The organism is Streptomyces bauhiniae (assembly GCF_004784475.1).
Classification (GTDB): domain Bacteria; phylum Actinomycetota; class Actinomycetes; order Streptomycetales; family Streptomycetaceae; genus Streptomyces; species Streptomyces seoulensis.
The window spans coordinates 411,625-438,495 of the sequence record NZ_SRRT01000003.1 but is presented as its reverse complement, the minus strand read 5'-3'; the positions used below and the strand labels follow the sequence as shown (position 1 = coordinate 438,495).

Annotated in this window: 26 protein-coding genes and 1 pseudogene; 6 read left to right on the top strand and 21 right to left on the bottom strand. The window is 71.9% G+C overall.

Features of this window, described 5'->3' with window-relative positions; genetic code table 11:
* Positions 1–43: 43 nt before the first annotated feature.
* The 6 genes and pseudogenes from E5083_RS12065 to E5083_RS12040 all read right to left on the bottom strand — a co-directional run.
* The gene (locus E5083_RS12065; RefSeq protein WP_135785634.1) at positions 44–1,618 is read right to left on the bottom strand and encodes a DUF1996 domain-containing protein; all 1,575 of its coding nucleotides are present in this window, start codon (positions 1,616–1,618) and stop codon (positions 44–46) included.
* Positions 1,619–1,755: 137 nt separating this feature from the next.
* Positions 1,756–2,784 (bottom strand): NAD-dependent epimerase/dehydratase family protein, encoded by a 1,029-nt coding sequence (locus E5083_RS12060; RefSeq protein WP_135785633.1) that lies wholly within the window; start codon positions 2,782–2,784, stop codon positions 1,756–1,758.
* Positions 2,785–2,845: 61 nt separating this feature from the next.
* A complete protein-coding gene (locus tag E5083_RS12055) occupies positions 2,846–3,460 on the bottom strand; it encodes a winged helix-turn-helix domain-containing protein (protein WP_135785632.1) in 615 nt (204 codons plus the stop codon).
* 434 nt (positions 3,461–3,894) lie between these two features.
* Entirely contained in the window at positions 3,895–4,926 is a 1,032-nt protein-coding gene (glnII, locus tag E5083_RS12050) for a glutamine synthetase (RefSeq protein ID WP_135785631.1), read from the bottom strand.
* Between the two features lie 370 nt (positions 4,927–5,296).
* Complete coding sequence (locus E5083_RS12045) at positions 5,297–6,031, bottom strand: RlpA-like double-psi beta-barrel domain-containing protein (protein ID WP_135785630.1); 735 nt, start codon at positions 6,029–6,031, stop codon at positions 5,297–5,299.
* A 141-nt stretch (positions 6,032–6,172) separates the two neighbouring features.
* A pseudogene (locus tag E5083_RS12040) lies at positions 6,173–6,310 on the bottom strand (arsenate reductase family protein); the annotation flags it as partial.
* 189 nt (positions 6,311–6,499) lie between these two features.
* On the opposite strand from E5083_RS12040, the gene E5083_RS12035 reads away from it, so the two are divergent.
* Positions 6,500–6,805, top strand: a complete 306-nt coding sequence (locus E5083_RS12035; protein WP_135785629.1) for a hypothetical protein — start codon at positions 6,500–6,502, stop codon at positions 6,803–6,805.
* A 40-nt stretch (positions 6,806–6,845) separates the two neighbouring features.
* On the opposite strand, the gene E5083_RS12030 is transcribed toward E5083_RS12035, so the two are convergent.
* Complete coding sequence (locus E5083_RS12030; protein WP_135785628.1) at positions 6,846–8,495, bottom strand: alpha/beta fold hydrolase; 1,650 nt, start codon at positions 8,493–8,495, stop codon at positions 6,846–6,848.
* A gap of 91 nt (positions 8,496–8,586) precedes the next feature.
* Between E5083_RS12030 and E5083_RS12025 the strand changes: the two genes are divergently transcribed.
* Entirely contained in the window at positions 8,587–8,856 is a 270-nt protein-coding gene (locus tag E5083_RS12025; protein WP_135785627.1) for a hypothetical protein, read from the top strand.
* 4 nt (positions 8,857–8,860) lie between these two features.
* Here E5083_RS12025 and pspAB read toward each other — a convergent pair whose 3' ends face one another.
* The 4 genes from pspAB to E5083_RS12005 all read right to left on the bottom strand — a co-directional run bounded on the left by pspAB (position 8,861) and on the right by E5083_RS12005 (position 12,018).
* The gene (pspAB, locus tag E5083_RS12020; protein ID WP_135785626.1) at positions 8,861–9,457 is read right to left on the bottom strand and encodes a PspA-associated protein PspAB; all 597 of its coding nucleotides are present in this window, start codon (positions 9,455–9,457) and stop codon (positions 8,861–8,863) included.
* 3 nt (positions 9,458–9,460) lie between these two features.
* Positions 9,461–10,381, bottom strand: coding sequence for a zinc metalloprotease HtpX (gene htpX, locus E5083_RS12015; RefSeq protein ID WP_135785625.1), 921 nt, complete (start codon positions 10,379–10,381; stop codon positions 9,461–9,463).
* A gap of 103 nt (positions 10,382–10,484) precedes the next feature.
* Positions 10,485–11,702 (bottom strand): hypothetical protein, encoded by a 1,218-nt coding sequence (locus E5083_RS12010; RefSeq protein ID WP_244317480.1) that lies wholly within the window; start codon positions 11,700–11,702, stop codon positions 10,485–10,487.
* A 55-nt stretch (positions 11,703–11,757) separates the two neighbouring features.
* Positions 11,758–12,018, bottom strand: a complete 261-nt coding sequence (locus E5083_RS12005; protein ID WP_135785623.1) for an SCO2583/SCO2584 N-terminal domain-containing protein — start codon at positions 12,016–12,018, stop codon at positions 11,758–11,760.
* Positions 12,019–12,290: 272 nt separating this feature from the next.
* On the opposite strand from E5083_RS12005, the gene E5083_RS12000 reads away from it, so the two are divergent.
* Complete coding sequence (locus E5083_RS12000) at positions 12,291–12,539, top strand: hypothetical protein (RefSeq protein ID WP_135785622.1); 249 nt, start codon at positions 12,291–12,293, stop codon at positions 12,537–12,539.
* Positions 12,540–12,594: 55 nt separating this feature from the next.
* Here the strand turns inward: E5083_RS12000 and E5083_RS11995 are convergent, their stop codons facing one another.
* Complete coding sequence (locus E5083_RS11995) at positions 12,595–13,698, bottom strand: sensor histidine kinase (protein ID WP_135785621.1); 1,104 nt, start codon at positions 13,696–13,698, stop codon at positions 12,595–12,597.
* Entirely contained in the window at positions 13,691–14,365 is a 675-nt protein-coding gene (locus E5083_RS11990; RefSeq protein WP_135785620.1) for a response regulator transcription factor, read from the bottom strand. Before E5083_RS11990 ends, E5083_RS11995 begins: the two co-directional genes overlap by 8 nt.
* A 90-nt stretch (positions 14,366–14,455) precedes the next feature.
* On the opposite strand from E5083_RS11990, the gene E5083_RS11985 reads away from it, so the two are divergent.
* Positions 14,456–15,442 carry an endonuclease/exonuclease/phosphatase family protein gene (locus E5083_RS11985; protein ID WP_135785983.1) on the top strand — a complete coding sequence of 329 codons (987 nt, stop codon included), beginning with the start codon at positions 14,456–14,458 and terminating at the stop codon, positions 15,440–15,442.
* Between the two features lie 63 nt (positions 15,443–15,505).
* Here E5083_RS11985 and glnA read toward each other — a convergent pair whose 3' ends face one another.
* On the bottom strand, positions 15,506–16,915 hold the full coding sequence (gene glnA / locus E5083_RS11980; RefSeq protein ID WP_030807690.1) for a type I glutamate--ammonia ligase: 1,410 nt from the start codon (positions 16,913–16,915) through the stop codon (positions 15,506–15,508).
* Between the two features lie 212 nt (positions 16,916–17,127).
* Between glnA and E5083_RS11975 the strand changes: the two genes are divergently transcribed.
* Entirely contained in the window at positions 17,128–17,595 is a 468-nt protein-coding gene (locus E5083_RS11975; protein WP_135785619.1) for an RDD family protein, read from the top strand.
* Positions 17,596–17,661: 66 nt separating this feature from the next.
* Here E5083_RS11975 and E5083_RS11970 read toward each other — a convergent pair whose 3' ends face one another.
* The 4 genes from E5083_RS11970 to lipB form a co-directional block, all read right to left on the bottom strand.
* The gene (locus E5083_RS11970) at positions 17,662–18,363 is read right to left on the bottom strand and encodes a DUF4191 domain-containing protein (RefSeq protein ID WP_030807686.1); all 702 of its coding nucleotides are present in this window, start codon (positions 18,361–18,363) and stop codon (positions 17,662–17,664) included.
* Positions 18,364–18,426: 63 nt separating this feature from the next.
* Positions 18,427–18,624 (bottom strand): SCO2195 family GlnR-regulated protein, encoded by a 198-nt coding sequence (locus E5083_RS11965; RefSeq protein ID WP_135785618.1) that lies wholly within the window; start codon positions 18,622–18,624, stop codon positions 18,427–18,429.
* A 230-nt stretch (positions 18,625–18,854) separates the two neighbouring features.
* Positions 18,855–19,820 carry a lipoyl synthase gene (lipA, locus tag E5083_RS11960; protein ID WP_135785617.1) on the bottom strand — a complete coding sequence of 322 codons (966 nt, stop codon included), beginning with the start codon at positions 19,818–19,820 and terminating at the stop codon, positions 18,855–18,857.
* 121 nt (positions 19,821–19,941) lie between these two features.
* On the bottom strand, positions 19,942–20,736 hold the full coding sequence (gene lipB / locus E5083_RS11955; RefSeq protein WP_135785616.1) for a lipoyl(octanoyl) transferase LipB: 795 nt from the start codon (positions 20,734–20,736) through the stop codon (positions 19,942–19,944).
* A gap of 251 nt (positions 20,737–20,987) precedes the next feature.
* On the opposite strand from lipB, the gene E5083_RS11950 reads away from it, so the two are divergent.
* Entirely contained in the window at positions 20,988–22,418 is a 1,431-nt protein-coding gene (locus E5083_RS11950; protein ID WP_135785615.1) for an NsdA family TPR-like regulatory protein, read from the top strand.
* Positions 22,419–23,062: 644 nt separating this feature from the next.
* On the opposite strand, the gene E5083_RS11945 is transcribed toward E5083_RS11950, so the two are convergent.
* The 3 genes from E5083_RS11945 to E5083_RS11935 form a co-directional block, all read right to left on the bottom strand.
* Positions 23,063–24,430 (bottom strand): FAD-dependent oxidoreductase, encoded by a 1,368-nt coding sequence (locus tag E5083_RS11945; RefSeq protein WP_135785614.1) that lies wholly within the window; start codon positions 24,428–24,430, stop codon positions 23,063–23,065.
* 193 nt (positions 24,431–24,623) lie between these two features.
* A complete protein-coding gene (locus E5083_RS11940; RefSeq protein WP_135785613.1) occupies positions 24,624–25,520 on the bottom strand; it encodes a TIGR01777 family oxidoreductase in 897 nt (298 codons plus the stop codon).
* Positions 25,521–25,568: 48 nt separating this feature from the next.
* Positions 25,569–26,762, bottom strand: a complete 1,194-nt coding sequence (locus tag E5083_RS11935) for a MarP family serine protease (protein ID WP_135785612.1) — start codon at positions 26,760–26,762, stop codon at positions 25,569–25,571.
* Positions 26,763–26,871 lie beyond the last annotated feature (109 nt).

Below are 26,871 nucleotides of genomic sequence, written 5' to 3'. Positions count from 1 at the left end.
ATCACCTGCTGTGCATCACGCCGTGGGGATCACGCCGTGCGGATCACGTGCAGTTCTGGCCGCGGTTCACGCAGTTGGCGATCTTGTTGGCGAGACCGCCGGTCGTGATGCTGATGAAGTCGTCGTGGTCGGTGGAGGGCTTGTGGAGCTGCTCCGGGAAACCGTCCACGGCGTAGGCGTTCTTCACCTGGCCGTTCTCGATGGTGGGCGGCGCGATGTCGTACACCAGGCGCATGGTGAGCTGCGGAATGGCCTTGAAGCCGTTCTGGCAGGCGCCGTTGGCGTCCGCGAACGCCACGTGGGTGCGGTGGTTGGCGCTGTCGGTGTTCTGGCCGTCCCAGCAGCTCTGGAAGGCGAAGGACCGTACGACCTTGCTGCCCTGGGGGCAGATCGGGTACTGCTCGGTGAGCTGGACCTTGTTCTCGAACCCGGTGCAGCTCCAGTGCGCGTTGGCGTTGGCCAGACCGTTGGTGGTGGTCTTGGCGTCACCGGTGATGATCCGCAGGAACTGCGGCATCGCCACGACCTTGCCGGTGGGGCTGCCGACGTACTTGATCTGCGCCTGGACCGGCGTCAGGATCTTGCCGACGTTGCCCTCCTTGCCGCCGCCGTCGTTGTTCTGGTCGAAGTCCTGCGAACCGTCCTGGACACGGACGACCGGCCAGTAGTACGACGACAGGTCGCTCTTGTTCTGGCAGCTCGTGCCGCCCTGGAGGAACGTGTCGTTGCTGGCGAACGCGTCGATCTTCTGGTTGCCGACGTAGTCGTGCAGGTGGTGCGCGCCGTTCTTCACACCGGGGGCCACGATGACGTTGTCGGTGTTGTGGTTCTTGTTGGTGTTCACACCGCAGCGCGTGGTGAAGGTGCCCCGCGAGGCGTTGCGGGCCTTGCGCGGCTTGGCCTGCACGTTCGGCTGGGCCTTGGTGATGTCGACGAAGTCGGCCGCGACGGGGCCGTTGCCGGCCTGGCCGCCGATGTTGCCGCCCTGCTGGCCGCCGCCCTGCTGACCGCCGTTGTCCTGGCCGCCGCCCTGCTGCTGACCGCCACCCTGCTGCTGGCCGCCGTTGTCCTGGCCGCCGCCCTGCTGCTGGCCCCCGCCCTGCTGCTGACCGCCGTTCTGGCCGCCCGCGTTGGTCTGGTCGGCCGGGGTGCCGGTGCAGTTGGCCAGCGTGTCCAGGTCACCCGGGGCGGTGCCGCCCACGCGGGTGATCTCCAGCTTGATCCGGTCCAGGATGTTCTGGCGGCGCTCCTTGAGCGGCTGCAGGATGCTGTTCTGGACGAAGCTCGCGTCCCGGGTCTGCGCGTCCCGCGTGGTCGCCAGGCGCTGGTACGCCTCGGTGATCTGCCGGTCCAGGTTGGACAGTTCACCGGCGACATCGGTACGGGCCTTGTCCGGCACGTTGGTCAGCTTCTGGCCGACGTCCGGGCAGGAGATCGTGGCGACCTGCGCGGCCGTGGCCTTGGTGCGATTGCCTCCCCACGCGTCGTTGTTCGACTCGTGAGCCGAGGCGTAGAAGTTCGCCCAGATCAGCCCGCCCCCGCCGAGCGCTAGGGCCGCCGATGCGGCGGTGACCTTCACGGCCAGCGGCGAGCGGCGTTTACGTATGTTGCGTCCCATGGAACTCCTCTGACTTCCTTGCGGGGCAGCTTCGAGGCGCCCGACAGGAGTGAAGCGGCGCCCTTCCATACGCACGCCGCCCCAGAGGTGTTCACCGGTCTCACAAATATTTCCCAGGTCTACCCGCGCTCGGCGGGTTAAATGCCGTCTGAACTGGGGGAGTTGGGATTCGCTTCGAGTGCCGCCGCCTCTTTGTCCGCGGGCACTCCCGGCGCCTTGCGGCCCGGCCGCGCGGGCAGCCGCCCGCCGATCGAGGTCAGCCAGCGCCAGGTGTCGGCGACCGTCTCGTCCACCGGCCGGCAGTGCAGCCCGGTGGCCAGCGCCCGCGACACGTCCCCCCGGTGCACACAGGACAGCTCGCCGTCCGGCGGCGCCCAGACGGGCAGCTCGGTCCACGGCTCGATCCCGGCCGCGAGGATCGTCTCCGGGTCGGTCCAGCGCAGCTCGGCCGCCGAGCCGGTGGCCTCCCGGCACCGCTCCAGCAGCTCGCCCATGGTGGTGTGCCCCGGCGCGCTCGCCAGGTCGTACGGCCCGCTCAGCCCCTTGTCCAGCGCGCCCAGCACCCAGTCGGCCAGGTCGCGGGCGTCGACGTACTGGATCGGCATCTCGCGCGGCCCCGGTGCCAGCACCTCGCCGCCGCGCGCGATCCGGTTCAGCCAGTAGGGGAGCCGGCCGACGTTCTCGTACGGGCCGAGGATCAGGCCGGCCCGGACCAGCAGGGCGCGGTCGGCGCCGAAGGTGTCCAGCACGGCCAGCTCGCCGCCCCGCTTGTCGGCCGCGTAGTCGGTGGCGTCCGCGTCGGCGGCGCCCTCCACCAGGGGGCCCTCCTCGGCGAGGCCGCCCAGGGTGGGCCAGGGCCAGGTGTAGACGGAGCGGGTGGATATGTAGGCGTACCGCTCGACGCGGTCCTTGAGGAGGCGGGCCGTGTCCAGCACGGTCTTCGGCGCGCCCGTCCAGGTGTCCACGACGGCGTCCCAGCGGGTGTCGTCGGCGGTGAGCGCGGCCAGACCTTCCGGGGAGGTGCGGTCACCGTGCAACGACCGTACGTCCGGCGGTGGTTGGCGGTTGCCGCGGTTGAACGCGGTCACCTCCCAGCCCCGCTCCAGCGCGGCCTCCACCACGGCCCTGCCCACGAACTCGGTTCCGCCCAGCACGAGTAGCTTCATGCCGGGGATCATGCCCGGGGCGGACGCGGGCGGCACCCACGTCCGCTCACAGCGGATCGGCTCAACCGGCCGACGGGGGCGTGTACTTGTAGCCGACGCGGCGCACGGTCTGGATGGCGTGCCGGTACTGGGCGCCCAGCTTCCGGCGCAGCCGGGCGATGTGCACGTCGACGGTACGGCCGTCGCCGACATGGCCGTATCCCCAGACCGTGGTGACCAGCTGGTCGCGGGTGTGCACCCGGTGCGGGTGCGCCACCAGATGGGCGAGCAGCTCGAACTCCAGGTAGGTCAGGTCGAGTTCACGGCCGTCCACATGAGCGATCCGGCGTACGGCGTCGATCCGCACCACCGGCTCGGGGGCGGGCTCGGCCGGGGCGGGGACGGCCACCGGGGCGAAGGGCGGGCGCTGGTCGGCGGGGACCAGGACCAGGTAGCCGACCATCGGCGGGCGGCCGGGCAGGTCGGGCAGGGTGTGCGGCGGGGCGGGCAGCCAGGTGGCGCCGGGCGGCAGCAGGTCCGCCACGGTCGCCGCGGCCGTCTCCGCGACGGCGGGGGAGGGCAGATGCCACTCCTCGTCCCGGTCGACGGCGCGCAGCCGGTGCCGGGTGCCCGCGGCCGGGGCGGCGGGGCGGTCGGTGAGGGTGGTGGCGGTGGACTGAGGACGGTGGGTCGCCATGAGAGGTCAGCTCTTTCGCGCGAGGAGTGTCGTCGGGCGAGGCGGCGGCCCTGACGGTGGTCGGGCGCACGCCTGGGGGACGTTCTTCGGTACGCGCTGGCCGGAGGCCGGTAGTCCGTGGGCCGGTGGTGTCCGGCGCTCAGGGATCTACGGTGCTCAGAGGGCTCGCGCGGTGGCCGCGCGGCAACACACTCGGTCGAAGTCGTCGTGCTGACGGGAAGGCCAGAACGGCTCCAGGTCCTCACGACCCGTAGCTACGAAGTTCTGGATGCCGACCATGCGCCCATTGAAGCAGACGCGGGCGCCGCGCAGGAGCCTTCTCTCACCCCTTGGACGCCTCCTTGACGCCTTCTTGGCCGAAACCCGCTGCTGGCCGGGGGTACGCCGAAGGGGCGCCCACCGGCTCGGCGGGCGCCCCTTCTCGGTATGTGGGATCAGACCTGGCCGGCCTTCTCCAGCGCGGCGCAGCAGGTGTCCACCAGGAGCCGCGTCACCACGTACGGGTCGACGTTGGCGTTGGGACGGCGGTCCTCGATGTAGCCCTTGCCGTCCTTCTCGACCTGCCACGGGATGCGGACCGAGGCGCCGCGGTCGGAGACGCCGTAGCTGTACTCGTTCCACGGGGCGGTCTCGTGCAGGCCGGTGAGGCGGTCGTCGATGCCGGCGCCGTAGTTCTTGACGTGATCCAGCGGCTTGGAGCCCTCGCCGAGGGACTCGCAGGCGGTGATGATCGCGTCGTAACCCTCACGCATGGCCTTGGTGGAGAAGTTGGTGTGCGCGCCCGCGCCGTTCCAGTCGCCCTTGACCGGCTTGGGGTCGAGGGTGGCGGAGACACCGAAGTCCTCGGCGGTGCGGTACAGCAGCCAGCGGGCCACCCAGAGCTGGTCGGAGACCTCCAGCGGGGCGAGCGGGCCGACCTGGAACTCCCACTGGCCGGGCATGACCTCGGCGTTGATGCCGGAGATGCCGAGACCGGCCTTGAGGCAGTTGTCCAGGTGGGCCTCGACGACGTCACGGCCGAAGATCTCGTCGGCGCCGACACCGCAGTAGTAGCCGCCCTGGGGCGCCGGGAAGCCGTTCTCCGGGAAGCCGAGCGGGCGGGTGCCGTCGAAGAAGGTGTACTCCTGCTCGATGCCGAAGATCGGCTCCTGGGCGCCGAAGCGTTCCTCGGTCTCGGCGAGCGCGGCACGGGTGTTGGACACGTGCGGCGTCATGTCGATGTCGAGGACCTCGCACAGCACCAGGATGTCGTCGCCGCCGCGGATCGGGTCCGGGCAGGTGAAGACCGGCCGGAGCACGCGGTCGGAGGCGTGGCCCTCGGCCTGGTTGGTGGAGGAGCCGTCGAAGCCCCAGATCGGCAGTGCGTCGAGACCGGCCGGGGCACCCGTGATGATCTTCGTCTTGGAACGGAGCTTGGCCGTCGGCTGGGTGCCGTCGATCCAGATGTACTCGGCCTTGAAGGTCACGGGGACACATCCTTCGGGGTGGTTCGGGCGCACATGAGGTGCCGCGACGCCGCGGCACGGACACCGCGTCGATATGTCCGGCAGCGTGCCAACAGCCGATTTCCCGATCATTGCCCGTGTGTGAACCCCGTGTTACCTGGAGGTTCTGTGTTGCGGCTCACCATGTGGCCGCCGCATATGACGGAGGCGGGGTCCGGGGGCGCCGCCTGTTCCTCCTGCGCGGGTGGGTGCGCAAGGCGGCGAGTCACGGACCCCGCCCGTCGGTGCGGGGTGCGGGGTGCGGGGTGCGGGAGACCGGGGAGCGGCCCGGAGCCGACGTCAGGTCGGTCCGGGCCGTCGTCTCACCGGTTTCCGTTCACCTCGTGGCGTCTCACCCCACCTTCTCGATCACGGCGCGGCGGATCAGGAACTTGCCCGGCTCCCGGACCTGCTCGAAGGCCGCGTTATTGAGGAGGGCACAACTGCCGGACACCGAGGCGACCTTGACGGTCGTGGACTTGTTGTTGTCCAGGTTGGTGACCTTCAGCGTGGTCCCGACCGGGAACTGGTTGCTGGACGCGGCCGGGGCGCCGCCCTCGCCGGAGAGGGTGACGGTCGAGCCGTTGCAGACCTGCTGGCCGGAGGCGGCGGCGCCACCGCCGTTGCCCTGGGCGGGCGGCGCGCTCTGCTGCCCGCCGGCCTGCTGCCCGCCGCCGGCCTGCTGACCCGCGCCCTGCTGCTGGCCCGCACCCTGCTGCTGGCCCGCACCCTGCTGGCCCGCGCCCGCCTGGGAGTCCTGAGCCGACTCCCCAACGGTGCAGCCGGCGGCCTTCTGCTGGACCTTGATCTGCTCGATGACCGCCTCACGGTTGGCGATCCGGGCCGAGGACTGCGCGTCCGGGTTCGCCTTCTGGCCCTCGATGAACTTCTGGTTGTTGCCGAGGGCGGTGGCGAACCCCTGGCACGCGGTCGAGTCCGCGGCGGACGACAGGGTCTTGGCGTCCTGCGGGCTCTGTGCCGCGTTCGAGGTGGTCGCCAGGGCAAAGGCCCCACCGCCTGCCACCGCGGCGGCGCTGACCAGCAGCGCGATCTTCTTCTTGGTGCCGAGACTTCTACTGCGCGACATCGGCGCCTCCAGGGGGGTAGGGGAGCGTACGCCGCTATGTACGGGAGGCCCGGCCGCCGTGTCTCAACGGCGACACACGTCGAGTAAGTGACCTACGTCATACGGCAGTTGGCCCACCCCGCCCCAGCGCGTCCCGCACTGCCACCGCTCCCGCGCCTCCGCGTCCCGCGCCCACTCCCGCATCTTCAGTTCCCCGGCGACACCCTCGCCGGTCCGGGTGATGTCCCACGGCTCCAGCCCGAGACGCCCGAGCAACTCCCGGATCTCCGCCGCACTCGGTCTGTTCGAATTCCCGGCGCCCCTCCCGCCACTCGTGTGACAGTACGCCAATTCCGGCTCCCACCAGGGCATTCAGTGCCCCTTCGCGCCCTCCCCGTTGTCAGTGGGCGTCGGTAGACTGGGGGCAGTGTTCGAGAGGATTCGCCGGGGGGTTCCGGTGGGTGCTCCGCTCGCCACAGGAGGGTGTCCGTGTCCGTTGCCGCTCTGAGGAACAAGCCGTCGCCGACCCAGTCCACCGCCAGGCGGCCCGTGCCGCTCGACTCGCCGTACACGCCCGCCGCGAAGCGCCCGCTGCCCGCCGGGCAGCCGCGTGAGTGGTACGTGACGCACAACCGGCGCCTGAAGGCCATGCGCCTCGCCATAGCCCTGCTCGACTCGGGCGTCTACCACCCGGCCCAGGCCCGCGACGAGGCGATCCGCGACACGGCGGCCCGCCTCGGCGTCCACCCCCCGTCCGCCACGACCTGCCGCATGGTCCGCGCCCTGCTCCACTGAGCCTGAACACCGGGCGCCTCAGCGGGGCGCCCGGTGCCGGTCAGTCCCCGTACCGTTCCAGCAGCCCTCGCACATACGCCTCCAGCCGCCCGCCCAGCACCTCGGGGGTCAGGTCTGTGCGGCCCAGCTCACGCCATGGGCCGGCCAGTTTGGCGGCGTCAGGGGCGTATGCCAGGGCGTCCAGCAAGCACCAGTACAGGTGATCCGGGCCGGACTGGAGCCCGTGGCCGCCCGCCCGTTCGTACCGGTCCCGGAAGGCGAGCCCCTCCTCGGGGCCGTGCAGCAGGGCCACGGCCGTGGAGCAGTGGGCGACGTCGAGATCGGCGGGGCCCCAGGAGGTCTCCACCCAGTCCACGACGCCGCTGACCCGCAGTGTGTCGCCCGCGCCGGTGTACAGCACGTTGCCGGGGTGGTAGTCGCGGTGCAGGAACCGGTCCTCGTGGGGTGGCGGTTCGCGTCGGATCAGTTCAACCGCCCGCTCCCACACCGGTCCCTCCGGGGTGCGCGCACGCTCGGCCGAGGTCCACGCCTCGTAGGTGCGCGGCCGGTCCTCCGCTCGCGGCACGACCTCGTGGATGCGCACCAGTTGAGCGGCGAGCAGGTCGAGCCGCCGGGCCGGCTCCTGCCCGTCCACGCGCACGCTGCCCGGCAGCCGCGTCATCAGCAGGGACGGGTGGTCGCAAGCGGCTGCCTCCGCGTCCACCGCGACCAGGGCGGGTGCCGGGATGTCCTGCCGTTCGGCCAGCAAGGCCAGTACCGACGCCTCCCGGGCCAGCATCCGAGGGGCATGCCGTCGGAAGAAGGGCTTCACGAAGGTGCGCAGGACCAGGTCGGTGCCGTCGTCCAGGGGCAGTTCCCGCATCTGGGACGACCAGCCACCGGTCAAGCGACGGGAGCCGCGCACTGTGCGCTTCTCGGGCAGCGCCCCGGCCAGCCAGCGCCGGGTCGCCGACCAGCCCCCGTCGTCCAGCCCCTTCAGCAACTCGGCCACCAACCTCCGGCCGTCCTCCGGGTGGTCGCGGAACCACAGGCCCAACTTGTGTTCCGCGTCAGGCAGTTCGAAGCGGGAGTACTGGGCCCGTGCGCACAGCGCCTCCTCGATCGACTCCGTCACCTCCGCCGGGATGACGGTGTCCGTGCCCGGCACCACCAGGACCGCGCGGCCCTCGAAGGCGCGGAAGGCCGGCAGGGCGGGGGAGTCGCGCCAACTGCCCTGTGTGCGGAGGATCTTGGTGAAGGTGCCCGTGCCGTCGGCGAACGCCTCGTCCCACGCCGCCGCCGCGAACACCCCCGGTGCGCCCAGGCCCACGGCGGTCACCCGGGGTCCGTAGTGCCGTACCAGGTCCGCCACCGTCTGGCCGCTCATGCTGAAGCCGACCAGGATGAGCGGGGCGTCTCCCGCGTGGGCGTCGATGACCGCGGCCGCCTGCTCGAAGCGGCGGCGCAGGCTCAGTTGGGACAGTTTGCCGGTACTGCCGCCGTGGCCGGAGAAGTCGAAGGCCAGGGCGTGGCAGTCCTGGTCGGCGAAGGCCGAGAGGAGGGGTAGCAGACGTTCCTTGCTGCCGGTGCCCGCGCCGTGCAGGAGCACGGCCGTGGCGCGGGCGTCCGGTGTGCCCGCCCGTACCGCGCTCAGCCGCTCGCCGTCGCAGTCGTAGGTGAACTGGTCCAGAGGGAAGGGGGGTTGAGGCATGGGTGCCATTTACCCACCGTCACCGAACCCCGAAAAGGAGATGCACGCACAGTAGCCGCGCCGGTACGTTGAATTGCCAGGAGGTTTCGTCATGAGCGTTCTCATCGTCGCCGCCACACTTACTCTGGCTGTTCTCGGCATCGGTAACCACCTCTACTGGCTCGCCGCCGTCGCTCTGCTCTGCCTGTACTACAGGGGTGGCCGTGGCTCGCCGCCACCACCCCCGCCCGGCGGGGGGCCGCCCCCGGAGACGTACCGGGCCTACCGCGACCGTCGTGACCGGCAGGCCAAGTGGGAGCGGCGTTACCGCCGGGAGCGTCCCCACGAGGCGCGGCGGCAGCAGCGGGAGAAGAGCCGCTAGCCCGTCAGCCCGTCATCCCCGGCGCGTCCCACAGCGGGAACCACCGGGACGTGTCCTTCTCGATCCGCAGATCCCCCTCCAGCGCCGACGCCACCTGAAGCTCCAGGGCGTTGTCCCGGCGCTGGTGGCCGGGGCGGGTGCACAGGGGGTAGAAGGTGCCCCGCTTGTAGAGGTACACGAGGGCCAGCCGGCGGTCGTCGTCCTGGTCCGCCCGCTCGAACGCCGCGAGGGAGCACAGCAGTTGGGGACCGAAGCCGTTGGCCTCCAGCGAGCTGTTCACCGCGTGGAGGTCGTTCACCAGCTCGGGGAGCTGCTCGGGGGAGCGGTACGAGCTGAGCCAGGAGTACCCGTAGTCGTCCTGGGTCAGCTCAACCGGAGGCCCCGCGCGCTCGGCGTCGGCGTCCAGCAGCGCCCGTACCTCCCGGTGCGTCTGCTCGAACGCGGCGCCCTCCACCGTCGCGAAGCACACCGCGCCCGCGCCGGTCGGGGTGAACCCGGCCGCCGCCTGCAGGGTGATCGCCGCCGAAGGCAGCGCGAAGAGCTGATCGAGATCGGGCGCCACCGGCTTCGTACGCCCCAGCAGGATGTCCAGCAGACCCAATGATCAGCCCGTCTTCTCGGGGGCGGCGGCCTCGCCCAGCTCCGCGGAGATCCGGCCCAGTTGGGCGAGCCGCTGCTCCAGGGGCGGGTGGGTGGAGAAGATCCGCTCGATGCCCGGCTCCTTGCCGGTCGCGGGGGTGAAGTAGAACGCGTTGAACGCCTGCGCGGTGCGCAGATCCTTGGTCGGGATACGGGCGATCTCCCCGGACACCTTCGTCAGCGCCGACGCCAGGGCCGAGGGGCGGCCGGTCAGATGCGCGGCCGCGCGGTCGGCGGCCAGCTCGCGGTACCGGGACAGCGCCCGGATCAGCAGGAAGCTGATCGCGTACACGGCCGCCGAGACACCGATCACCGCGGCGAAGATCGCGGCGGTGTTCTGATCGCGCCGGCCCCCGCCGAAGAGCTGCGAGTAGAACATGAACCGGACGATCAGCCCGGCGATCACACCCAGGAACGACGCGATGGTGATCACGGCGACGTCCTTGTGCGCGACGTGCGACAGCTCGTGCGCCAGCACGCCCTCCAGCTCGGCCGGCTCCAGCCGCCGCAGCAGGCCGGTGGTCACACAGACCACCGCGTGATCGGGGTTCCGGCCGGTGGCGAACGCGTTCGGCATGTCCAGCTCGGACACGGCGATCACCGGCTTCGGCATGTCCGCGATGGCGCACAGCCGGTCCACCACCGCGTGCAGCTCGGGGTACTGCTCCCGCTCCACCACATGCCCGCGCATCGCGAACATGGCGATCTTGTCGGAGAACCAGAACTGGGCCACGAACATCACGGCGACCAGCACCGCGACCAATATCCACGACTTCAGCAGCACGATCAGCGCGGCGACGAACGCCACGTACAGCAGTCCGAGCAGAAACATGGTGACCGTCATCCGCACGGTCAGCCGACGGTCACTGCGAAAACGGCTCCGCATCCCGCATCACCCCATACTCGACCTCTCCCCCTGCTTCCAGTGTGCACCCGGCACGGCCCATGCCGGTGGCCGCGCCCGGCAAAGGCTTTCCCCGCTTCCCCCTTCACCGGCCCACCGCCTCGGCCCGGTCGAGCAGCGCCGCGATCTCCGGGCTCCGCACCGCGCGCGGTGCCCGCCGCGCGACCCGGCGTACGGCATGCTCGGCCCACCCCCGCAGCCGGACGTCCGCGTCGCCGAGCAGCGGCACGGCCGCCCGGAGCCGTACGACATCCCCGTGCGCGTCCAGCAGCCGCCACGCCGACACCCGCTCCCAGCGGGGGCGCCCGGCGTCCAGCCGGGACAACAGCCACTCCGCCGGCAGCGCGCGGGCCGAGGGCAGCAGGGCGAGCGTGGCCTCGCCGACCACACCGGGCGCCGGATCGTCCAGCAGCGGCCGCAGCCGTCGTACGTCCGTCACGTCCAGCGTCCGCAGCCCGGCCACCGCCCGCGCCCGTACGCCCGGCGCGGGGTGCTCCAGCAGGGCCCACAGCAGGGGCGCGTCCGCCCGGTCACCGCACTCCGCGAGCCCGATCGCGGCACCGGGTTCCACGGCCGGGTCCGCGCAGCGCGCCCGGTACCAGGGCAGGGGGTCGATGCCGTGCTGCCGTACGACGTACCGCGCGCAGGCCCGCACCAGGGCCGAGCGGTCGGCCAGGAAGTCCACGGCCCGCTCCGGGCGCCCGGCCCGCCGCAGCGCGGTCACCCCGGCCGACCTGGCCTGCGGATTCCGGCCGCCGAGCAGGATCTCCAGCACCTCGGCGGGGGCACCGTCGGCCAGCGCGGCCTCGGCACACCGGCCCTGCACCACCGCGTCGTCGCTCTCGGCGGCGGCGCGGGCCAGCTCGACGGGGGAGAGGCTGCCCTCCTCGACGGCCATGCGGTACGCGTACCTGCGCACCGCGCGGTCGCCGGAGACCAGCAGCGGGGCCAGCCGCTCGCGGGGCGCTTGGCGGAGTACGGCATCCAGCAGGCCGAGGGCGTGGCCACCCCGGTACCGGTCGGCAACGCGGAGGATCATGGGGGCGAGGGTCACGGCCGTACCGGCGTCGAGGATCTCGGCGAGCAGCTCGCGGGCGCGGCTGCGCACCGGCTCGGCCCAGTCGGCGCACCGTACGACGATCAGCGGGAACAGCTCCGGGTGCCCGGCTGCCTCGGCCAGCGCCCGTTGGCGGACCCGGCCGTCGTGGTGGCAGAGGGCGCGCGTGAACTCGTCGTCACCGAGGGGCTCGCTCGTCGCGAAGGCGGCGAGCAGCGTACGGCTGTCACCCGGCGAATCCGGCATCCACCAGGCCCGCGCCCGCCAGTCCAGCTCCAGCCACTCCGCCGGGCCCCTGCCGTTAATAGCGCGACCTCATCTGCGCCCACCCCAGCAGCACGATCACCGCCGCCACACACCCCAGTACCACCACCGTCGACACCCACGAACTTCTGCGGGAACCACGGACCGGGGTCGGATCGGCACGGAACGGCATCGGGTCCGGCGGGTTCTCCTTCCAGCGGGCCGCGAGCATACGGGCCCGCGCGGACGGCTCCTTGTGCTCGGCGGAGTCGGCCCATCTGATGTCGAACTCCCGCTGCCATTCGTCCTGTTCGGCCATGCCACGCAACCCTTCCCGGAGACGGGGTCCATGATCCCCCGAAAGTAGGAAGCGCGAGCGCCGGAAAAGGTTGCATCCCGTCCGGCTCCGGATGCCGAGCGGGAGGTGCTCACCTAGCATCGGGAGAGTGCCGCAGAGCGGGACGCGTTCCGTGTCGTCCCGGCGACCGAAGGCGGCCAGCCCACCGACCGCGCCGGACTCCCACTCCGAGTGCGCGGCCATCCGAACCGTGCAGTCGCGTACCGCACGCGGGGTGGAAGGAAGGTACGTCCATGAATGCACAGCGCGCCAAGCGTCTCGTCGCGGCATCCGCCGCCGGTCTCCTCCTGGCAGCAGGCGGAGCCATCGCCACCACCGGAACGGCCTCGGCGGCCACCACCCAAGTGCCGACCAACCGCGGCTGCGGCTGGTGGGGCAACTGTGGCTACGGCTACGGCCCTGGCTACGGCTTCAACCACGGCTACGGCCCCGGCTACGGCTACAACAACGGCAGCGTCGTGGTGGTCGTCGTCCCAGGATGACCACGAGTGTGACAACAGAGGGCCGCCGTCCCCGCCGGGGCGGCGGCCCTTCTCGTCACCCGGCGCCGCCCGCCGGCAGCTCCACCGTGATCCGCAGCCCGCCCGAGGGGCGCGGGGTGAGGGTCAGGGTGCCGTCGTGCGCGTGCGCGATGGTCCGGACGATCGCCAGACCGAGCCCGGCCCCCGCGTGGTCGCTGTGCACCCGCTCGGTACCGCGCCGGAACGGCTCGGTGAGCGTCGCGGCCAGCTCGGGGGAGAGACGCTCACCGGTGTTCTCCACGGTGAGCGCGACCGTGCCGGGCAGGACGGCCGTACGGACCCACACATGGCCCTGACCAGGCACGTTGTGCACGATCGCGTTGTGTACGAGGTTCATGGTGAGCTGGAGCAGCAGCGCCTCGGAGCCCGTCGTGGGCGCGAACTCGCCCGAGGTCTCCAGGGAGATGCCGTGCTTCTCCGCGAGCGGCAGCAGCGTCTCCGTGGCCTCCTCCGCCAGCAGGGACAGGTCGACGTCCTCCCGCTCGAAGGACCGCTGTTCGGCCCGGCCGACCAGGAGGAGCGCCTCGGTGAGGTCGATCGCGCGGGCGTTGACGGCGTGCAGGCGGTCGAGGAGTTCGGCGGTGTCGCGCTCCGGGTCGGTGCGGGCCACGTCCAGCAGGGCCTTGGAGATCGCCAGCGGGGTACGCAGCTCGTGCGAGGCGTTGGCCGCGAAGCGCCGTTGCTCGGCGACGTGCGCGTCGAGCCGGGCCAGCATCGTGTCGAAGGCGTCGGCCAGCTCCCGGAACTCGTCCCGCCGTCCCGGCAGCCGGATGCGGTGCGAGAGGGAGCCGTTCGCCGCCTTGCGGGTCGCCTCCGTGACGCGGGTCAGCGGCGCGAGCATGCGGCCCGCGAGGAACCACCCGCCGGCCAGGCCGAACACCAGCAGGAACGCCAGTACGCCGGCCGCGCGGGGCGCGAAGACCCGTAGCAGGTTGGAGCGGACCGGGAAGACGTCGTACCGGATCGGCGTGCCCGAGGGCACGATCAGCGCCCGCTCGGGCACGTACCGCAGCAGGAACAGCCACACCGCGGCGAGCAGCAGGGCGCCCGCGAGCATGAGGAACCCGGCGTAGCTGAGGGTGAGCCGGAGGCGGACGCTCGGGCCCGGCGCCCTATCCACGCCCGCTCCCGGCGTCGATGCGGTACCCGACCCCCGGCACGGTCGCGATGAGCCGGGGCTCGCCGAGCCGCTTGCGCAGGGCGGAGACGGTGATGCGTACGGCGTTGGTGAACGGGTCGGCGTTCGCGTCCCACGCCCGCTCCAGCAGTTCCTCCGCGCTGACCACCCCGCCCTCGGCGGCGACCAGTACCTCCAGCACCGCGAACTGCTTCCTGGTCAGGGCGACATGGCGCCCGTCCCGCTGGACCTCCCTGCGGAACGGGTCGAGCCGCAGCCCCGCGATCTCCCGTACGGGCGGCCGGTGATGGGCCCGCCTGCGGTCCAACGCCCGTAGCCTGAGCACGAGTTCGCGCAGGTCGAAGGGTTTGGTGAGGTAGTCGTCGGCGCCGAGCCCGAAGCCGGACGCCTTGTCGTCCAGCCGGTCGGCGGCGGTGAGCATGAGGATCGGCATCCCGCTGCCGGAGGCGACGATCCGCCGCGCGACCTCGTCGCCGGAGGGGCCCGGGATGTCCCGGTCGAGCACGGCGATGTCGTACGCGTTGATCCCCAGCAGCTCCAGCGCGGTGTCCCCGTCGCCCGCGATGTCCGCCGCGATCGCTTCGAGGCGCAGCCCGTCTCGGACGGCCTCCGCCAGATAGGGCTCGTCCTCGACGATCAGCACACGCATGCCGTCGAGGTTACGAGACCGTACATATCGTCCGCGTATCGGAAACCGCATACGCCCCCGCAACACCGTGCCGCCTTGGCTGGCCGCATGATGCGAAACGCGCTCCGCGCCTGTACCCGCCCGGAGCCCTGGAAACGCGGCCCGGTACTCACGGCGCTGGCGCTGCTGCTGGGCCTGCTCCTGCTGCTGCACGCGAAGATCCCGGATTACGCGGGCCTGGGAAGCCTGCTGGACAACGTCCTGCCGTGGCTGGGCGTCTTCATCCCGGTCCTCCTGGCCGCGGCTCTCTGGCGCCGCTCCCTCTCCGCGGTGACGGCGCTCCTACTGCCGGCCGTGGCCTGGACGACCGTCTTCGGCGGCCTCCTCCCCGACAAGTCCCACCCGGGCGGCGACCTCACCGCAGCCACCCACAACGTCGGCACCGCCGACCCGGCCCCGACCGCCCGCACCCTGGCGGCCTCCGGCGCCGACCTCCTGGCCCTGGAGGAACTGACCCCGCAGGCAACCCCGTTGTACGAGAAGACGCTGGCGCGGATGTACCCCCACCACGTGATCCGCGGCACGGTCGGCCTCTGGAGCAAGTTCCCCCTATCGGCCACCCACCCAATCGACATCATGAACTACGGCCCGTTGGCCGCCACGAAGCCGGCCGCCGCGAACCTCCCCGAGAACCGAGCCCTCCACACCACGGTGACCACCCCCGACGGCCCCCTGGCGGTCTACGTGGCCCACCTCGGCTCCGTCCGCCCCATGCCCCGCAAGGGCTTCTGGACCACCAGCCGCAACATCGGCGCCGCCGCCCTGACCAACGCGATCACCGCCGACCGAAGCCCCCGCCTGCTCCTCCTGGCCGACCTGAACGGCACCTGGGACGACCGAGCCTTCACCGCCCTCCGCACCCACCTCCACTCCACCCAGCAAACCTCCGGCACCGGCTTCGGCTTCACCTGGCCGGCAGCCTCCCCGGTGGCCCGCATCGACCAGATCCTGTACCGGGGCCTGGACGCCAACCGCTCCTGGACCCTCCCCAAAACGGGCAGCGACCACTTGCCAGTGGCGGCCACACTGACCTGGTGAAACAGAACCGCCCCCGCCTCCAGAACGGAGACGGGGGCGGCACCTGGTTTCAGGCGGCGACGATCACACGTCGTAGTACAGCTCGAACTCGTGCGGGTGCGGACGGAGCTGCAGCGGGGCGATCTCGTTGGTCCGCTTGTAGTCGATCCACGTTTCGATCAGGTCCGGGGTGAAGACGTCGCCCTGGAGGAGGAAGTCGTGGTCGGCTTCGAGGCGGTCGAGGACGGCCGGGAGGGAGGTGGGGACCTGGGCGACGCCGGCGTGCTCCTCGGGGGCCAGCTCGTAGAGGTCCTTGTCGATCGGCTCGGCCGGCTCGATCTTGTTCTTGATGCCGTCCAGGCCCGCCAGGAGCAGCGCCGAGAAGGCGAGGTACGGGTTGCCCGAGGAGTCCGGCGCGCGGAACTCGACCCGCTTGGCCTTCGGGTTGGAGCCCGTGATCGGGATACGCATCGCCGCGGAGCGGTTGCGCTGCGAGTACACCAGGTTGATCGGCGCCTCGAAGCCCGGCACCAGACGGTGGTACGAGTTCACCGTCGGGTTGGTGAAGGCCAGCAGCGACGGGGCATGCTTGAGGATGCCGCCGATGTAGTAGCGCGCCATGTCCGACAGGCCCGCGTATCCGGCCTCGTCGTAGAAGAGCGGCGCGCCGCCCGACCACAGCGACTGGTGGACGTGCATGCCCGAGCCGTTGTCACCGAAGATCGGCTTCGGCATGAAGGTCGCGGTCTTGCCGTTGCGCCAGGCCACGTTCTTCACGATGTACTTGAAGAGCTGGAGGTCGTCCGCGGCGGCGAGCAGCGTATTGAACTTGTAGTTGATCTCCGCCTGGCCGGCCGTGCCCACCTCGTGGTGCTGGCGCTCGACCTTGAGGCCGGCCTTGTCCAGCTCCAGGGAGATCTCGGCACGCAGGTCGGCGAAGTGGTCGACCGGCGGGACCGGGAAGTAGCCGCCCTTGTAGCGGACCTTGTAACCCCGGTTGTCCTCGAGCGCGCCGGTGTTCCAGGCACCCGCCTCGGAGTCGATGTGGTAGAACGCCTCGTTCTCGGCGGTCTTGAAGCGCACGCTGTCGAACACGTAGAACTCGGCCTCGGGGCCGAAGAACGCCGTGTCGGCGATACCGGTGGACGCGAGGTACGCCTCCGCCTTCTTCGCCACGTTGCGCGGGTCACGGGAGTACTGCTCGCCCGTGATCGGGTCGTGGATGAAGAAGTTGATGTTCAGCGTCTTGTCGCGGCGGAAGGGGTCCACGCGGGACGTCGACAGGTCCGCGCGGAGCGCCATGTCGGACTCGTGGATGGCCTGGAAGCCGCGGATCGACGAGCCGTCGAACGCCAGCTCCTCGTCCGGGTCGAACGCCTCGACGGGCACGGTGAAGTGCTGCATGACGCCCGGCAGGTCGCAGAACCTGACGTCGACGAACTTGACGTCCTCGTCCGCGATGAACTTCTTGGCCTCGTCGGCGTTCTGGAACATCCAGCTCCTCCTACTCCCGACCGTTCCCGCCGGGGTGGTAGATCGTCTCGTGCGGCCAGTGCGGTGGCACACGCTAGGTCCCGACACTAGGGACGGGTGATTTCTCGGGCGTGACTCGTTTGTTTCGCAGAAGTTAACCAGCCACTCCTCCAACGTAACCCCGTCACACCCCTGCCCGTACTGCCCGAAACCAGGCGCAGTACCGTGGTCGGGTGGACAACAGGGAAGTGATGGGGTCGTGGCTCTCCGGGCCGCGTGCGGCCATGGAAGAAGCGGGTGCCGACTTCGGGTACCGGGGCGAGCAGCTCGGCCTGCCGGAGACCGGACCGAACTCGATCGCCCGTCCGGGTCGCCGGCTCGGCGCGCTCGCCGTGGACTGGGGGCTGTGCGTGCTGATCGCATACGGCCTGATCACCCACGGCAACTCCCCGGCCACCAGCAACTGGGCCCTGCTCGTCTTCTTCGCGATGAGCGCCCTCACCGTGGGCACCCTCGGCTCCACGCCGGGCAAGCGCCTCCTCGGGCTCCGCGTGGTCGCCCTGGAGACCGGCACCGTCAACCCGCTGCGCGCCCTGCTGCGCACCTTCCTGCTCTGCCTGGCCGTCCCCGCCCTGGTCTGGGACCGCGACGGCCGGGGCCTGCACGACCGGCTCGCCAAGACCGTCGAGGTCAGGATCTAGCGCAACCCGATACGTACGAAGGGGCGCCCGGAGAATCTCCGGGCGCCCCTTCTCATGTCGTAGGAACTAGCGGCCCCTGCCGCCGCCCTTCGGCATCCGCATGCCCTTCGGCATCGGGCCCTTCGGAAGCGGCATGTTGCTCATCAGGTCGCCCAGCGCCCGCAGCCGGTCGTTGGTGGCGGTCACCTGGGGGCCGGTCAGCACCCGCGGGTACTTCAGCATGGTCGTCCGCAGCTTCTTCAGCGGGACCTGGCCCTCACCGTCACCGACGATCACGTCGTGCACCGGCACGTCCGCGACGATGCGGTTCATCTTCTTCTTCTCGGCCGCCAGCAGGCTCTTCACCCGGTTCGGGTTGCCCTCGGCCACCAGCACGATGCCGGCCTTGCCGACCGCCCGGTGCACCACGTCCTGGCTGCGGTTCATCGCCACCGCGGGGGTGGTCGCCCAGCCCCGGCCGATGTTGTCCAGTACCGCGGCCGCGGCCCCCGGCTGGCCCTCCATCTGACCGAACGCGGCCCGCTCGGCCCGGCGCCCGAACACGATCGCCGTCGCCAGCAGACCGAGCAGCAGGCCCAGGATGCCGCCGTAGACGGGGTGCCCGATCAGGAAGCCGATCACGAGGAGGACGGCGAAAATACCGAGCCCGACAGCCGCGAGTACCAGACCGATCGTCTTGTCGGCCTTGCGGGTCATCTTGTACGTGAGGGCGATCTGCTTCAGTCGCCCTGCGCTCGCGGCGTCCGCCGCGGTTTCCTTCCTCGCCATGCCCACGAGTCTACGTGGCCCCGGGAGCACTCTCGACGGCGGTGCCCGGCGTCATGGCGGGGGTTACGGACGGGCGGCGGCGCGGTCGAGGAACTGCTGCGCCTCGACCCGGTCCTTGGCGCGGCGGCGGTCCTCCAGGACGGAGGTCCAGGCGTTGCGGCGGGCGGTGCGCTGGCCGCCCTGAAGCAGCAGCGTCTCGACCGCGCGCAGGGCGACGGCGAAGGACGGGATGGCGGTGGCGCGGACGGGTGCGGCCTGCATGATCGAGGTCCCCCCTCGGTGCGGGTGGTGTACGGGGCGTGATTCCAGGGTCACTGATTGGTGTTACCAGTGCGTGACCGACCGGTCAAACGGTAGTGAAGCCTCGGCGCGGGTCCCGTACACGCCGACGCGGCCCCGCCATGCGCCCTCATCAGCGAGGACGGACGGGACCGCGTCGACTCGGCCATTACTGGCCAGTAGGAACTTGTGCCTGATTTCACACGACTCGCTCACACCGCCTGGGCGGCGATGTAGTTACCACGCTTCTCGATCGCCATCTGGTAAAGGCGCCCGGCGCGGTAGGAGGAACGGACCAGCGGGCCCGACATCACACCGGAGAAGCCGATCCGCTCGGCCTCCTCCTTCAGCTCCACGAACTCCTGCGGCTTCACCCAGCGCTCGACGGGGTGGTGGCGCACGGAGGGGCGCAGGTACTGGGTGATGGTGACCAGCTCGCAGCCGGCGTCGTGGAGCTGCTGGAGCGCCTCCACGACCTCCTCGCGGGTCTCGCCCATGCCGAGGATCAGGTTGGACTTGGTGACCAGCCCGAAGTCGCGGGCCTCGGTGATGACCTTCAGCGAGCGCTCGTAGCGGAAGCCGGGGCGGATGCGCTTGAAGATGCGCGGGACCGTCTCGACGTTGTGCGCGAAGACCTCGGGGCGGGACTCGAAGACCTCGGCGAGCTGCTCGGGCACCGCGTTGAAGTCGGGGGCCAGCAGCTCGACCTTGGTGCGGCCGGTCTCGCGGCCCGCGGTCTGGGCGTGGATCTGGCGCACCGTCTCGGCGTACAGCCAGGCGCCGCCGTCCTCCAGGTCGTCGCGGGCGACGCCGGTGATCGTGGCGTAGTTGAGGTCCATGGTGACCACGGACTCGCCCACGCGGCGCGGCTCGTCCCGGTCCAGGGCCTCGGGCTTGCCGGTGTCGATCTGGCAGAAGTCACAGCGCCGGGTGCACTGGTCGCCGCCGATGAGGAAGGTCGCCTCGCGGTCCTCCCAGCACTCGTAGATGTTCGGGCAGCCGGCCTCCTGGCACACGGTGTGCAGGCCCTCGCTCTTCACGAGGTTCTGCATCTTGGTGTACTCGGGTCCCATTTTCGCCCGCGTCTTGATCCACTCGGGCTTGCGCTCGATGGGGGTCTGGCTGTTACGGACCTCCAGGCGCAGCATCTTGCGTCCGTCGGGTGCGACTGCGGACACGACCGGCTCCCTGCTTGTTGCGAAGTAAGTCTTCGATTCTTCGGCGTACACCAGGGTACGCCCGTGTTCATGGGGTCCTACCGGGGGTGAAAACCTCGCGGACGCAGGCCGCATTCCCGGATCAGACCGCGGCGGGCTTCTCGATCACCCGGGGGGCGAGGACGGCCTCGGCCATGACCTCGCGCAAGTGGCGTTCGACCACCGGCACGACCTCCTCGATCGTGATGTCCCGGCCCAGCTCATTGGCGAGCGAGGCGACACCGGCGTCGCGGATGCCGCACGGGATGATGCGGTCGAACCAGCGGTTGTCCGGGTTCACGTTGAGCGCGAAGCCGTGCATGGTGACGCCCTTGGCCACGCGGATGCCGATCGCGGCGATCTTGCGGTCCTCGCGGCGCTGGCCCGCGTTGGAGGGGGCGTACTCCGGGCCGTTCATCCGGGGGTCGAACTCCTCGTCGGCGATCCGGGGATCGAAGTCGAGGGAGAGACCGCCGAGGCGCTGCTCGACCGGGTCGCCCAGCACCCAGACACCGCTGCGGCCCTCGATCCGGGTGGTCTGGACGCCGTACTCCGCGCAGGCGCGGATCAGGGCCTCCTCCAGGCGGCGGACGTGGGCGATGACGTCCACGGGGCGGGGGAGCTTCTGGATCGGGTAGCCGACGAGCTGGCCCGGACCGTGCCAGGTGATCTTGCCGCCCCGGTCCACGTCGATCACGGGGGTGCCGTCCAGCGGGCGCTCGCTCGGGTCGGTGCGGCGGCCGGCCGTGTACACCGGGGGGTGTTCCAGCAGCAGGACGGTGTCGGGGATCTCGTCGGCGAACCGGGCGGCGTGCACCCGGCGCTGCTCGTCCCACGCCTCCTGGTAGTCGACGGCGTCCGCGCCGAACCCCATGTGGACGAACCGCAAGTCACTCACGGCAAGCGCCTCCCTAAGCCGGGCACCCCTCGTCGGGCCTGTCAGGCGCGTACGGCGCCCACGCCACTGTACGTCCGGACGGGTGACGTCAGCCGCGCGGGTAATCCTCACACGATCGGATGAATGCACGGGGAACTGTGCGAGGGCTTGTTCACTCTCCGCTACATTCGCGCCGTTCGTGAGGCCAAAAGGGCTGTTCACAGCCCGTCCCGGCACCTCAGTGGCCTGTCAGGCAGGAGACCGCACCGCACATGACGGACCGACCCGCGCAGCGCACCCCCAACCGCCAGCTCGCCGCGCTCATCGCAGAGGCGGGGTTCTCCAACGCGGGTCTGGCCCGTCGCGTCGATCAGCTCGGCCTGGAACACGGGCTGGACCTCAGATACGACAAGACCTCCGTCACCCGCTGGCTGCGCGGCCAGCAGCCGCGCGGGACCACTCCCGCGCTGATCGCCGAGGTCTTCACCCGCCGCCTCGGCCGCCGGCTCACCGCCCAGGATCTCGGGCTGGACGCGTGCGCTCCGGTGTACGCCGGGCTCGAGTTCGCGGGGACGCCCGAGGAGGCCGTCGACATCGTCAGCGGGCTGTGGCGCAAGGACTCGGGCAGCCATGCCGAGCTGCGGAAGATCGCGTTCACGCCCGCCGGGCTGGTCGTGCCCAGCCGGGACTGGCTGATCGGCAAGGCCGACGACCGGGTGGCGCGGGAGCCCGCGGTCCGGGTACCGGCGCAGGCCGGGCCCGTGCGCGCCCCCGCACCTCCCGCTGCGCGCCCCTCCGGGCACCGGGTGACCGGCGGGGACCTCGCCGCGCTGCGGTCGGTGGGGGAGCTGTTCCGGGCGCTGGACGACCAGTACGGCGGCGGGCACGCCCGGCAGGCGCTCGTGCGCTACCTGGAGCACGAGTGCGAGCCGATGCTGCGCGGCAGCTACTCCGAGCAGACCGGCCGCCGGCTGTTCGGCGCGGCCGCCGACCTCACCCGGCTGGCCGGCTGGACCTCGTACGACATCGCCGCGCACGGGCTCGCCCAGCGGTACTTCGTGCAGGCCCTGCGGCTCGCCCAGGCGGCCGGTGACCGGGCCTACGGCTCGTACGTGCTGGTCACCATGAGCCGCCAGGCCGTCTACCTCGGGCACGGGCGGGAGGCCGTCCAGTTGGCGCGGGTCGCCCAGCAGGGGATCGGTACTGGCGCGACGCCCGTGGTGCAGGCCCTGCTGCACGCGGCGGAGGCGCGGGCGCACGCCGTCCTCGGGGAGACGCGGGCGTGCACCGGCGCACTGGTACGTGCCGAGCGCGCCCTGGAGACGGCCCGGCCCGGCGACGACGTGCCGCACTGGGCGCGCTTCTTCGACGAGGCCCAGCTCGCCGACGAACTCGGCCACTGCCACCGGGATCTGCACCAGTTCCGGGCGGCCGCCCAGCACGCCGAGCGCTCCCTCCGGCTCCGCTCCGCCACCCACGCCCGCAGCCGCCTCTTCTCCCGCGTCGTCCTGGCCACCGCCCGCCTGGGCCTCGGCGACCTCGACCTGGCCTGCACCCTCGCCGCCGAAGCCGCGGCCCAGGCCGCCGAAATGCGCTCGGTCCGCGCGGTGGAATACATCCGCGACTTCGAACGCCGCCTGGAGCCCTACCGCGACGCGGCCCCGGCGAGGGGGTACCGGGAGCGGGTGGCGGCGCTGGGGTAAGGGCAGGGGGGTGCCCTAGGGGCTGGGCCGCGCCGTCCATCGTCGCGAAGGCCCGCCAGGCGCACGGGCCGCGGTGGGCACGGGGCGGCGCCCGCCGACCCGTCGTCGCGACCGCGGTGGGCTCCGGCAGGGCGCGGGTGTCTGGTGGTCCGGTGCTGAGTCCTGCGGCTGGTGCTCGGGTTGTGGTGGGCGTGCGGGTCGGCGGCCGTCGACCTGTCATCGGGGTGCGGTGGGCCCTGGCTGGGCGCGGGGGCTGGTGGCCTAGCGTGGAGTTCTCCGGCTCAGGGCGGTGAGGCAGTGCTCGTCGGCCCCGCATGGCGGTGCGGCGGGCCTCCGGCCGGGCGGGGCAGGGCTGGGAAAGTAGCGTCCACTGACCCGACCCGACCCGACCCGACCCGACCCGACCCGACCCGACCCGACCCGACCCGACCCGCTGGCCGGCCTCTGGGCCGTGGCAGGGCTCGGGGTGCTGCCGCCGGGTGTGGGTGCGGAGCGCTTGGCGTCGAGTCCTTCGGCCGGTGCTCGTGTCGCGGTGGGTGCGGAGGCAGGGCTCGTAGGGCCGAGACCGCAGCGCGGGGTCTTGGAGGCGCGGGGGGGCGGGGGCCCGGCCGGCTCGGTCCGGGTGGGCCGGCCGGGCCCCCGTGTCAGGCCGCGCGTGGCATTGATGCCGGGGGGTCTGCCAAGTGCATCGAGGTTGTGGCGCCCAGGTCCGTGAGGATGGCTGTTGTGGCTCGGGTGGCGGAGTGGAGGGCGCCCTGGAGGGTGGTGGTGTCGCGGTGGTCGCCGCAGACGTAGAGGCCGGCCAGGAGGCGTACGGGGCGGTGGGGGTCGTAGGCGGGGCGCATCGACGGGACGGCGTCGGGAGTGTGGTGGACGGCCAGGGTTTCCCAGCGGTTCGTGGGCGTGCCGTACAGGCGGGACAGGTGGGCGCGGACGGCGGCGTCCACGTCGTCCGGCGGGGTGCCGAGGACGGTGGAGGAGATCAGGGTGCGGCCCGCCGGGGCGCGGCTGGGGTCGACGTTGCTGAGGACCGCCGTGTGGGCGACCGGGCCGCCCCGGTCCGCGTCCAGCAGCAGGGAGGTGCCCGTGGAGAGCGCCGGGCCGGGGTCGTCGGTGGTGTGGTGGACGACGGTCACCGGGTGGAAGTCCGGGACGCGGAGTCCCGGCAGCAGCTCGGCCGCCGCGCGGGCGTCCGTGGCCAGCAGCACCGCGCGACAGCGCAGCACGCCGTGCTCGGCGGTGGTGACCGAGGTGGTGGAGACCGAGGTGACCCGCACCCCGGTGCGTACCGTGCCCGTCGGCAGGGCGCGCGCCAGCAGCTCGGGCAGTACGTCCGCCCCGCCCTCCGGCACGCTCAGCCGGCCCCCCGCGAACGCCCGCAGCGCGAGGTCGGCACCCCGGCTGGACGTGCTCAGTTCCGGGTCGCACAGCAGCGCGGCGAGCAGCGGCCGCAGGAAGCCGTCGACGGTACGGGCCGGAATCCCGCGCGCCGCCAGCGCGTCGGCGGCGGCCTGTTCCGGGCGGGCCAGCAGCCGGTCCACCGGGGTGGCCGCGATCCGGGCCAGCGCGGCGTTCAGCCGGGCCTGGTCCCATGCCCCGCCGACCGCCGTACCGGCCCGGCCGGGCAGCACGGCGACCGGCCCCCTAGGGGCGCTCGCCAGGGCGCGCGCCACATGGAGTGCGCCCCTTGCGCCCCCTACGGGTGCCGGCGCGCCCGCACGGTGCCTGCGGCCGTCCCGGTGCAGCAGCACACCGGGCGCGAACTGCTTGAGCGCGAGCGGTTCCAGCCCCGGCACGGTGCGCAGCTCGGTGCCGGGCGTGGTCAGGGGCCGTCCGACGCGGTCGAGACGGAAGCCGTCGACCTTCTCGGTCGACATACGGCCGCCGACCTCCGGGGCGGCCTCCAGGACTGCGGTCGTCACTCCTGCGCTGGTCAGCCGATGGGCCGCCGCGAGTCCGGCGACCCCGGCCCCCACGACGACGACGTCCACCTGGTACGCGGGCTCAAGCACGTGGCCCCTCCTGTGGTTGCACGGCGGTGGAGAGGTCATGCCCTCAACTGGCCCGCCGGATACGCGAGTTCGGGTCGAGGTTAGGGTCATTGTCGGTCAATGCCAGTCGCGCATCGGCAGGGCACGGTCGCACGGCGGTCGCATACGGTCATGACCGCTTTGTGCCCCTCAAGATCACGCCTATGCCGCCGGCCTACTCCGCCGCGCGGATCGTGTCCTCGATGCCGGGGAACGCGAACTGGAACCCGGACTCCAACAGCCGCTTGGGCACCACCCGCTGACTTCCCAGCACGTCTCCCGCCATCTCGCCCAGCACGGTCTTCAGCACCGCCGCCGGCACCGGGAACGGGGTCGGCCGGTGCAGCACCCGGCCCATCGCCTCGGTGATCTCCTGGTTGGTCAGCGGGTGCGGCGCGGTCAGGTTGAACGGCCCGGACAGGTCCTCCCGGTCCAGGATGTGCCGGATCGCCGCCACCTCGTCGTGCAGCGCGATGTACGACCAGTACTGCTTCCCGCTGCCAAGACGCCCGCCGAGCCCCGCCTTGAACAGGGGGAACATCTTGGCCCACGCCCCGCCGGCGGCGGACACCACCAGACCGGTCCGCACGAACGCCGTCCGTACGCCCGCCTCCCGCACCGGCGCGGCCGCCTCCTCCCACTCCTCGCACACCGAGGGCAGGAACCCCTCGCCGGGCGGGGCGTCCTCGTCCACGATCCGGTCGCCGGTCTCGCCGTAGAAGCCGATCGCGCTGCCGTTCACGAAGACGCGCGGCGGCTCGGGCAGGGAGGCGGCGGCCTCCGCGAGCGCGGTCGTGCCGAACACCCGGCTGTCGCGGATCATCCGCTTGTACTCCGGCGTCCAGCGCTTGTCCCCGATCCCCGCGCCCGCCAGGTTCACCACCGCGTGGACGCCTGCCAGCCCGGCCGCGTCCACGTAACTCTCCTGGGGGTCCCAGCGGACCTCGTCCGGGCCCTGCGGCTCGCGCCGGACCAGCCGCACCACCTGGTGCCCGTCGGCGGTGAGGGACCGCACCAGGGCGCTGCCGATGAGACCGGACGCGCCGGTCACCGCGATTCGGGAAGAGTCCATGATCCCAGCATGCCCCGCTCGTCCGGAATCAGGGCGGCCGTCTACTCCCTACGACGTGATCAGCTCACCCGTGTCCACCGGCGCCGTCGCGGTCTGCGCGCGGGCGGCGTCCGCCGAGACCTCCGACGCGGTGAGCACGTACCCCGTCTCGGCGCTGGAGGTGGAGCGGGCGAAGACCACGCCGAAGACCCGGCCGTCGGTGGTGAGCAGCGGGCCGCCGGAGTTGCCCGGCCGGACGGTGGAGCGGATGGAGTAGATCTCGCGGGTGACCGTACGGTCGCTGTAGATGTTCTGACCGGTCGCCCGCACCCGGTTCGCCACCGTCGCCGCCTGGAGATCGAGGCTGCCGTCCTGCGGGTAGCCCGCGACCACCGCCGACTCGCCGCGCCGGGCGGAGGAGTCGAAGGGGAGCACCGGGGCGCGCAGCCCCGGTACGTACAGCACCGCCACGTCCTTGTTCGGGTCGAACAGCACCACCCGCGCCCGGTACACCGGGCCGACCCCGCCGATCCGTACCGTCGGATTGTCGATGCCGGCCACCACGTGCGCGTTGGTCATCACCCGGCGCGGGGAGTACACGAAGCCGCTGCCCTCGCGGCCCTCGGCGCCCGCCGAGCCCTCGATCTTCACGGTGCTGCGCCGGGCCGCCTCCGTGGCCGCCGGGGTCACGCTGTCACCGGAGGGCTCGGCCACCTGCGCGGTCGACTCGTTCTCGAAGGGGTTGAAGACCTGCGGGAAGCCCGCCTCCGTCAGCGCGGAGGTGGCCCGCGAGAACCAGGCGGGGGTGGTCTCCGGCATCGTCTGCTGGACCGCGCCGAGCAGGGCGGAGTTGCGGATCGCCGTCGTCACCGTCTGCGAGGGGGCCGCGCCCAGCACGCTCGCGGCGACCCACGCGACGAGGAGGACGGCGACCCCGTTGGCGGCGGCGCCCCCGATGCCGTCCGCGACCCGCAGCGGGCCCGGGGCCGCTCGGTCCATCCGGCTGCGCAGCTTCAGCGCCAGGCGGCCCGCCAGCTCGTGCCCGATCATGCCCGGCACCAGCACGGTGAGCACCGCGACCACCGTGGCCGCCGCCGAGCCGCGCGTCACCAGCCCCGTCACCCACGGCAGCGCCCACACGCCGACCGCCGCGCCGCCCACGAAGCCGGCCAGCGAGACACACCCGGCCACCAGCCCGCGCCGGTACCCCGAAGCCGCGTACAGCAGGATCACCAGCACGAGCAGCACGTCGAGCAGGTCCACGAAGCCGCCTTTCTGTCGGACCCCCTAATACGGACGGGGCAGCCCCGTTGATCAGTCGCACGCCCGGGGGCTTCCCGTATGCGTGTACCCACAGAAACGCCCCGGACCT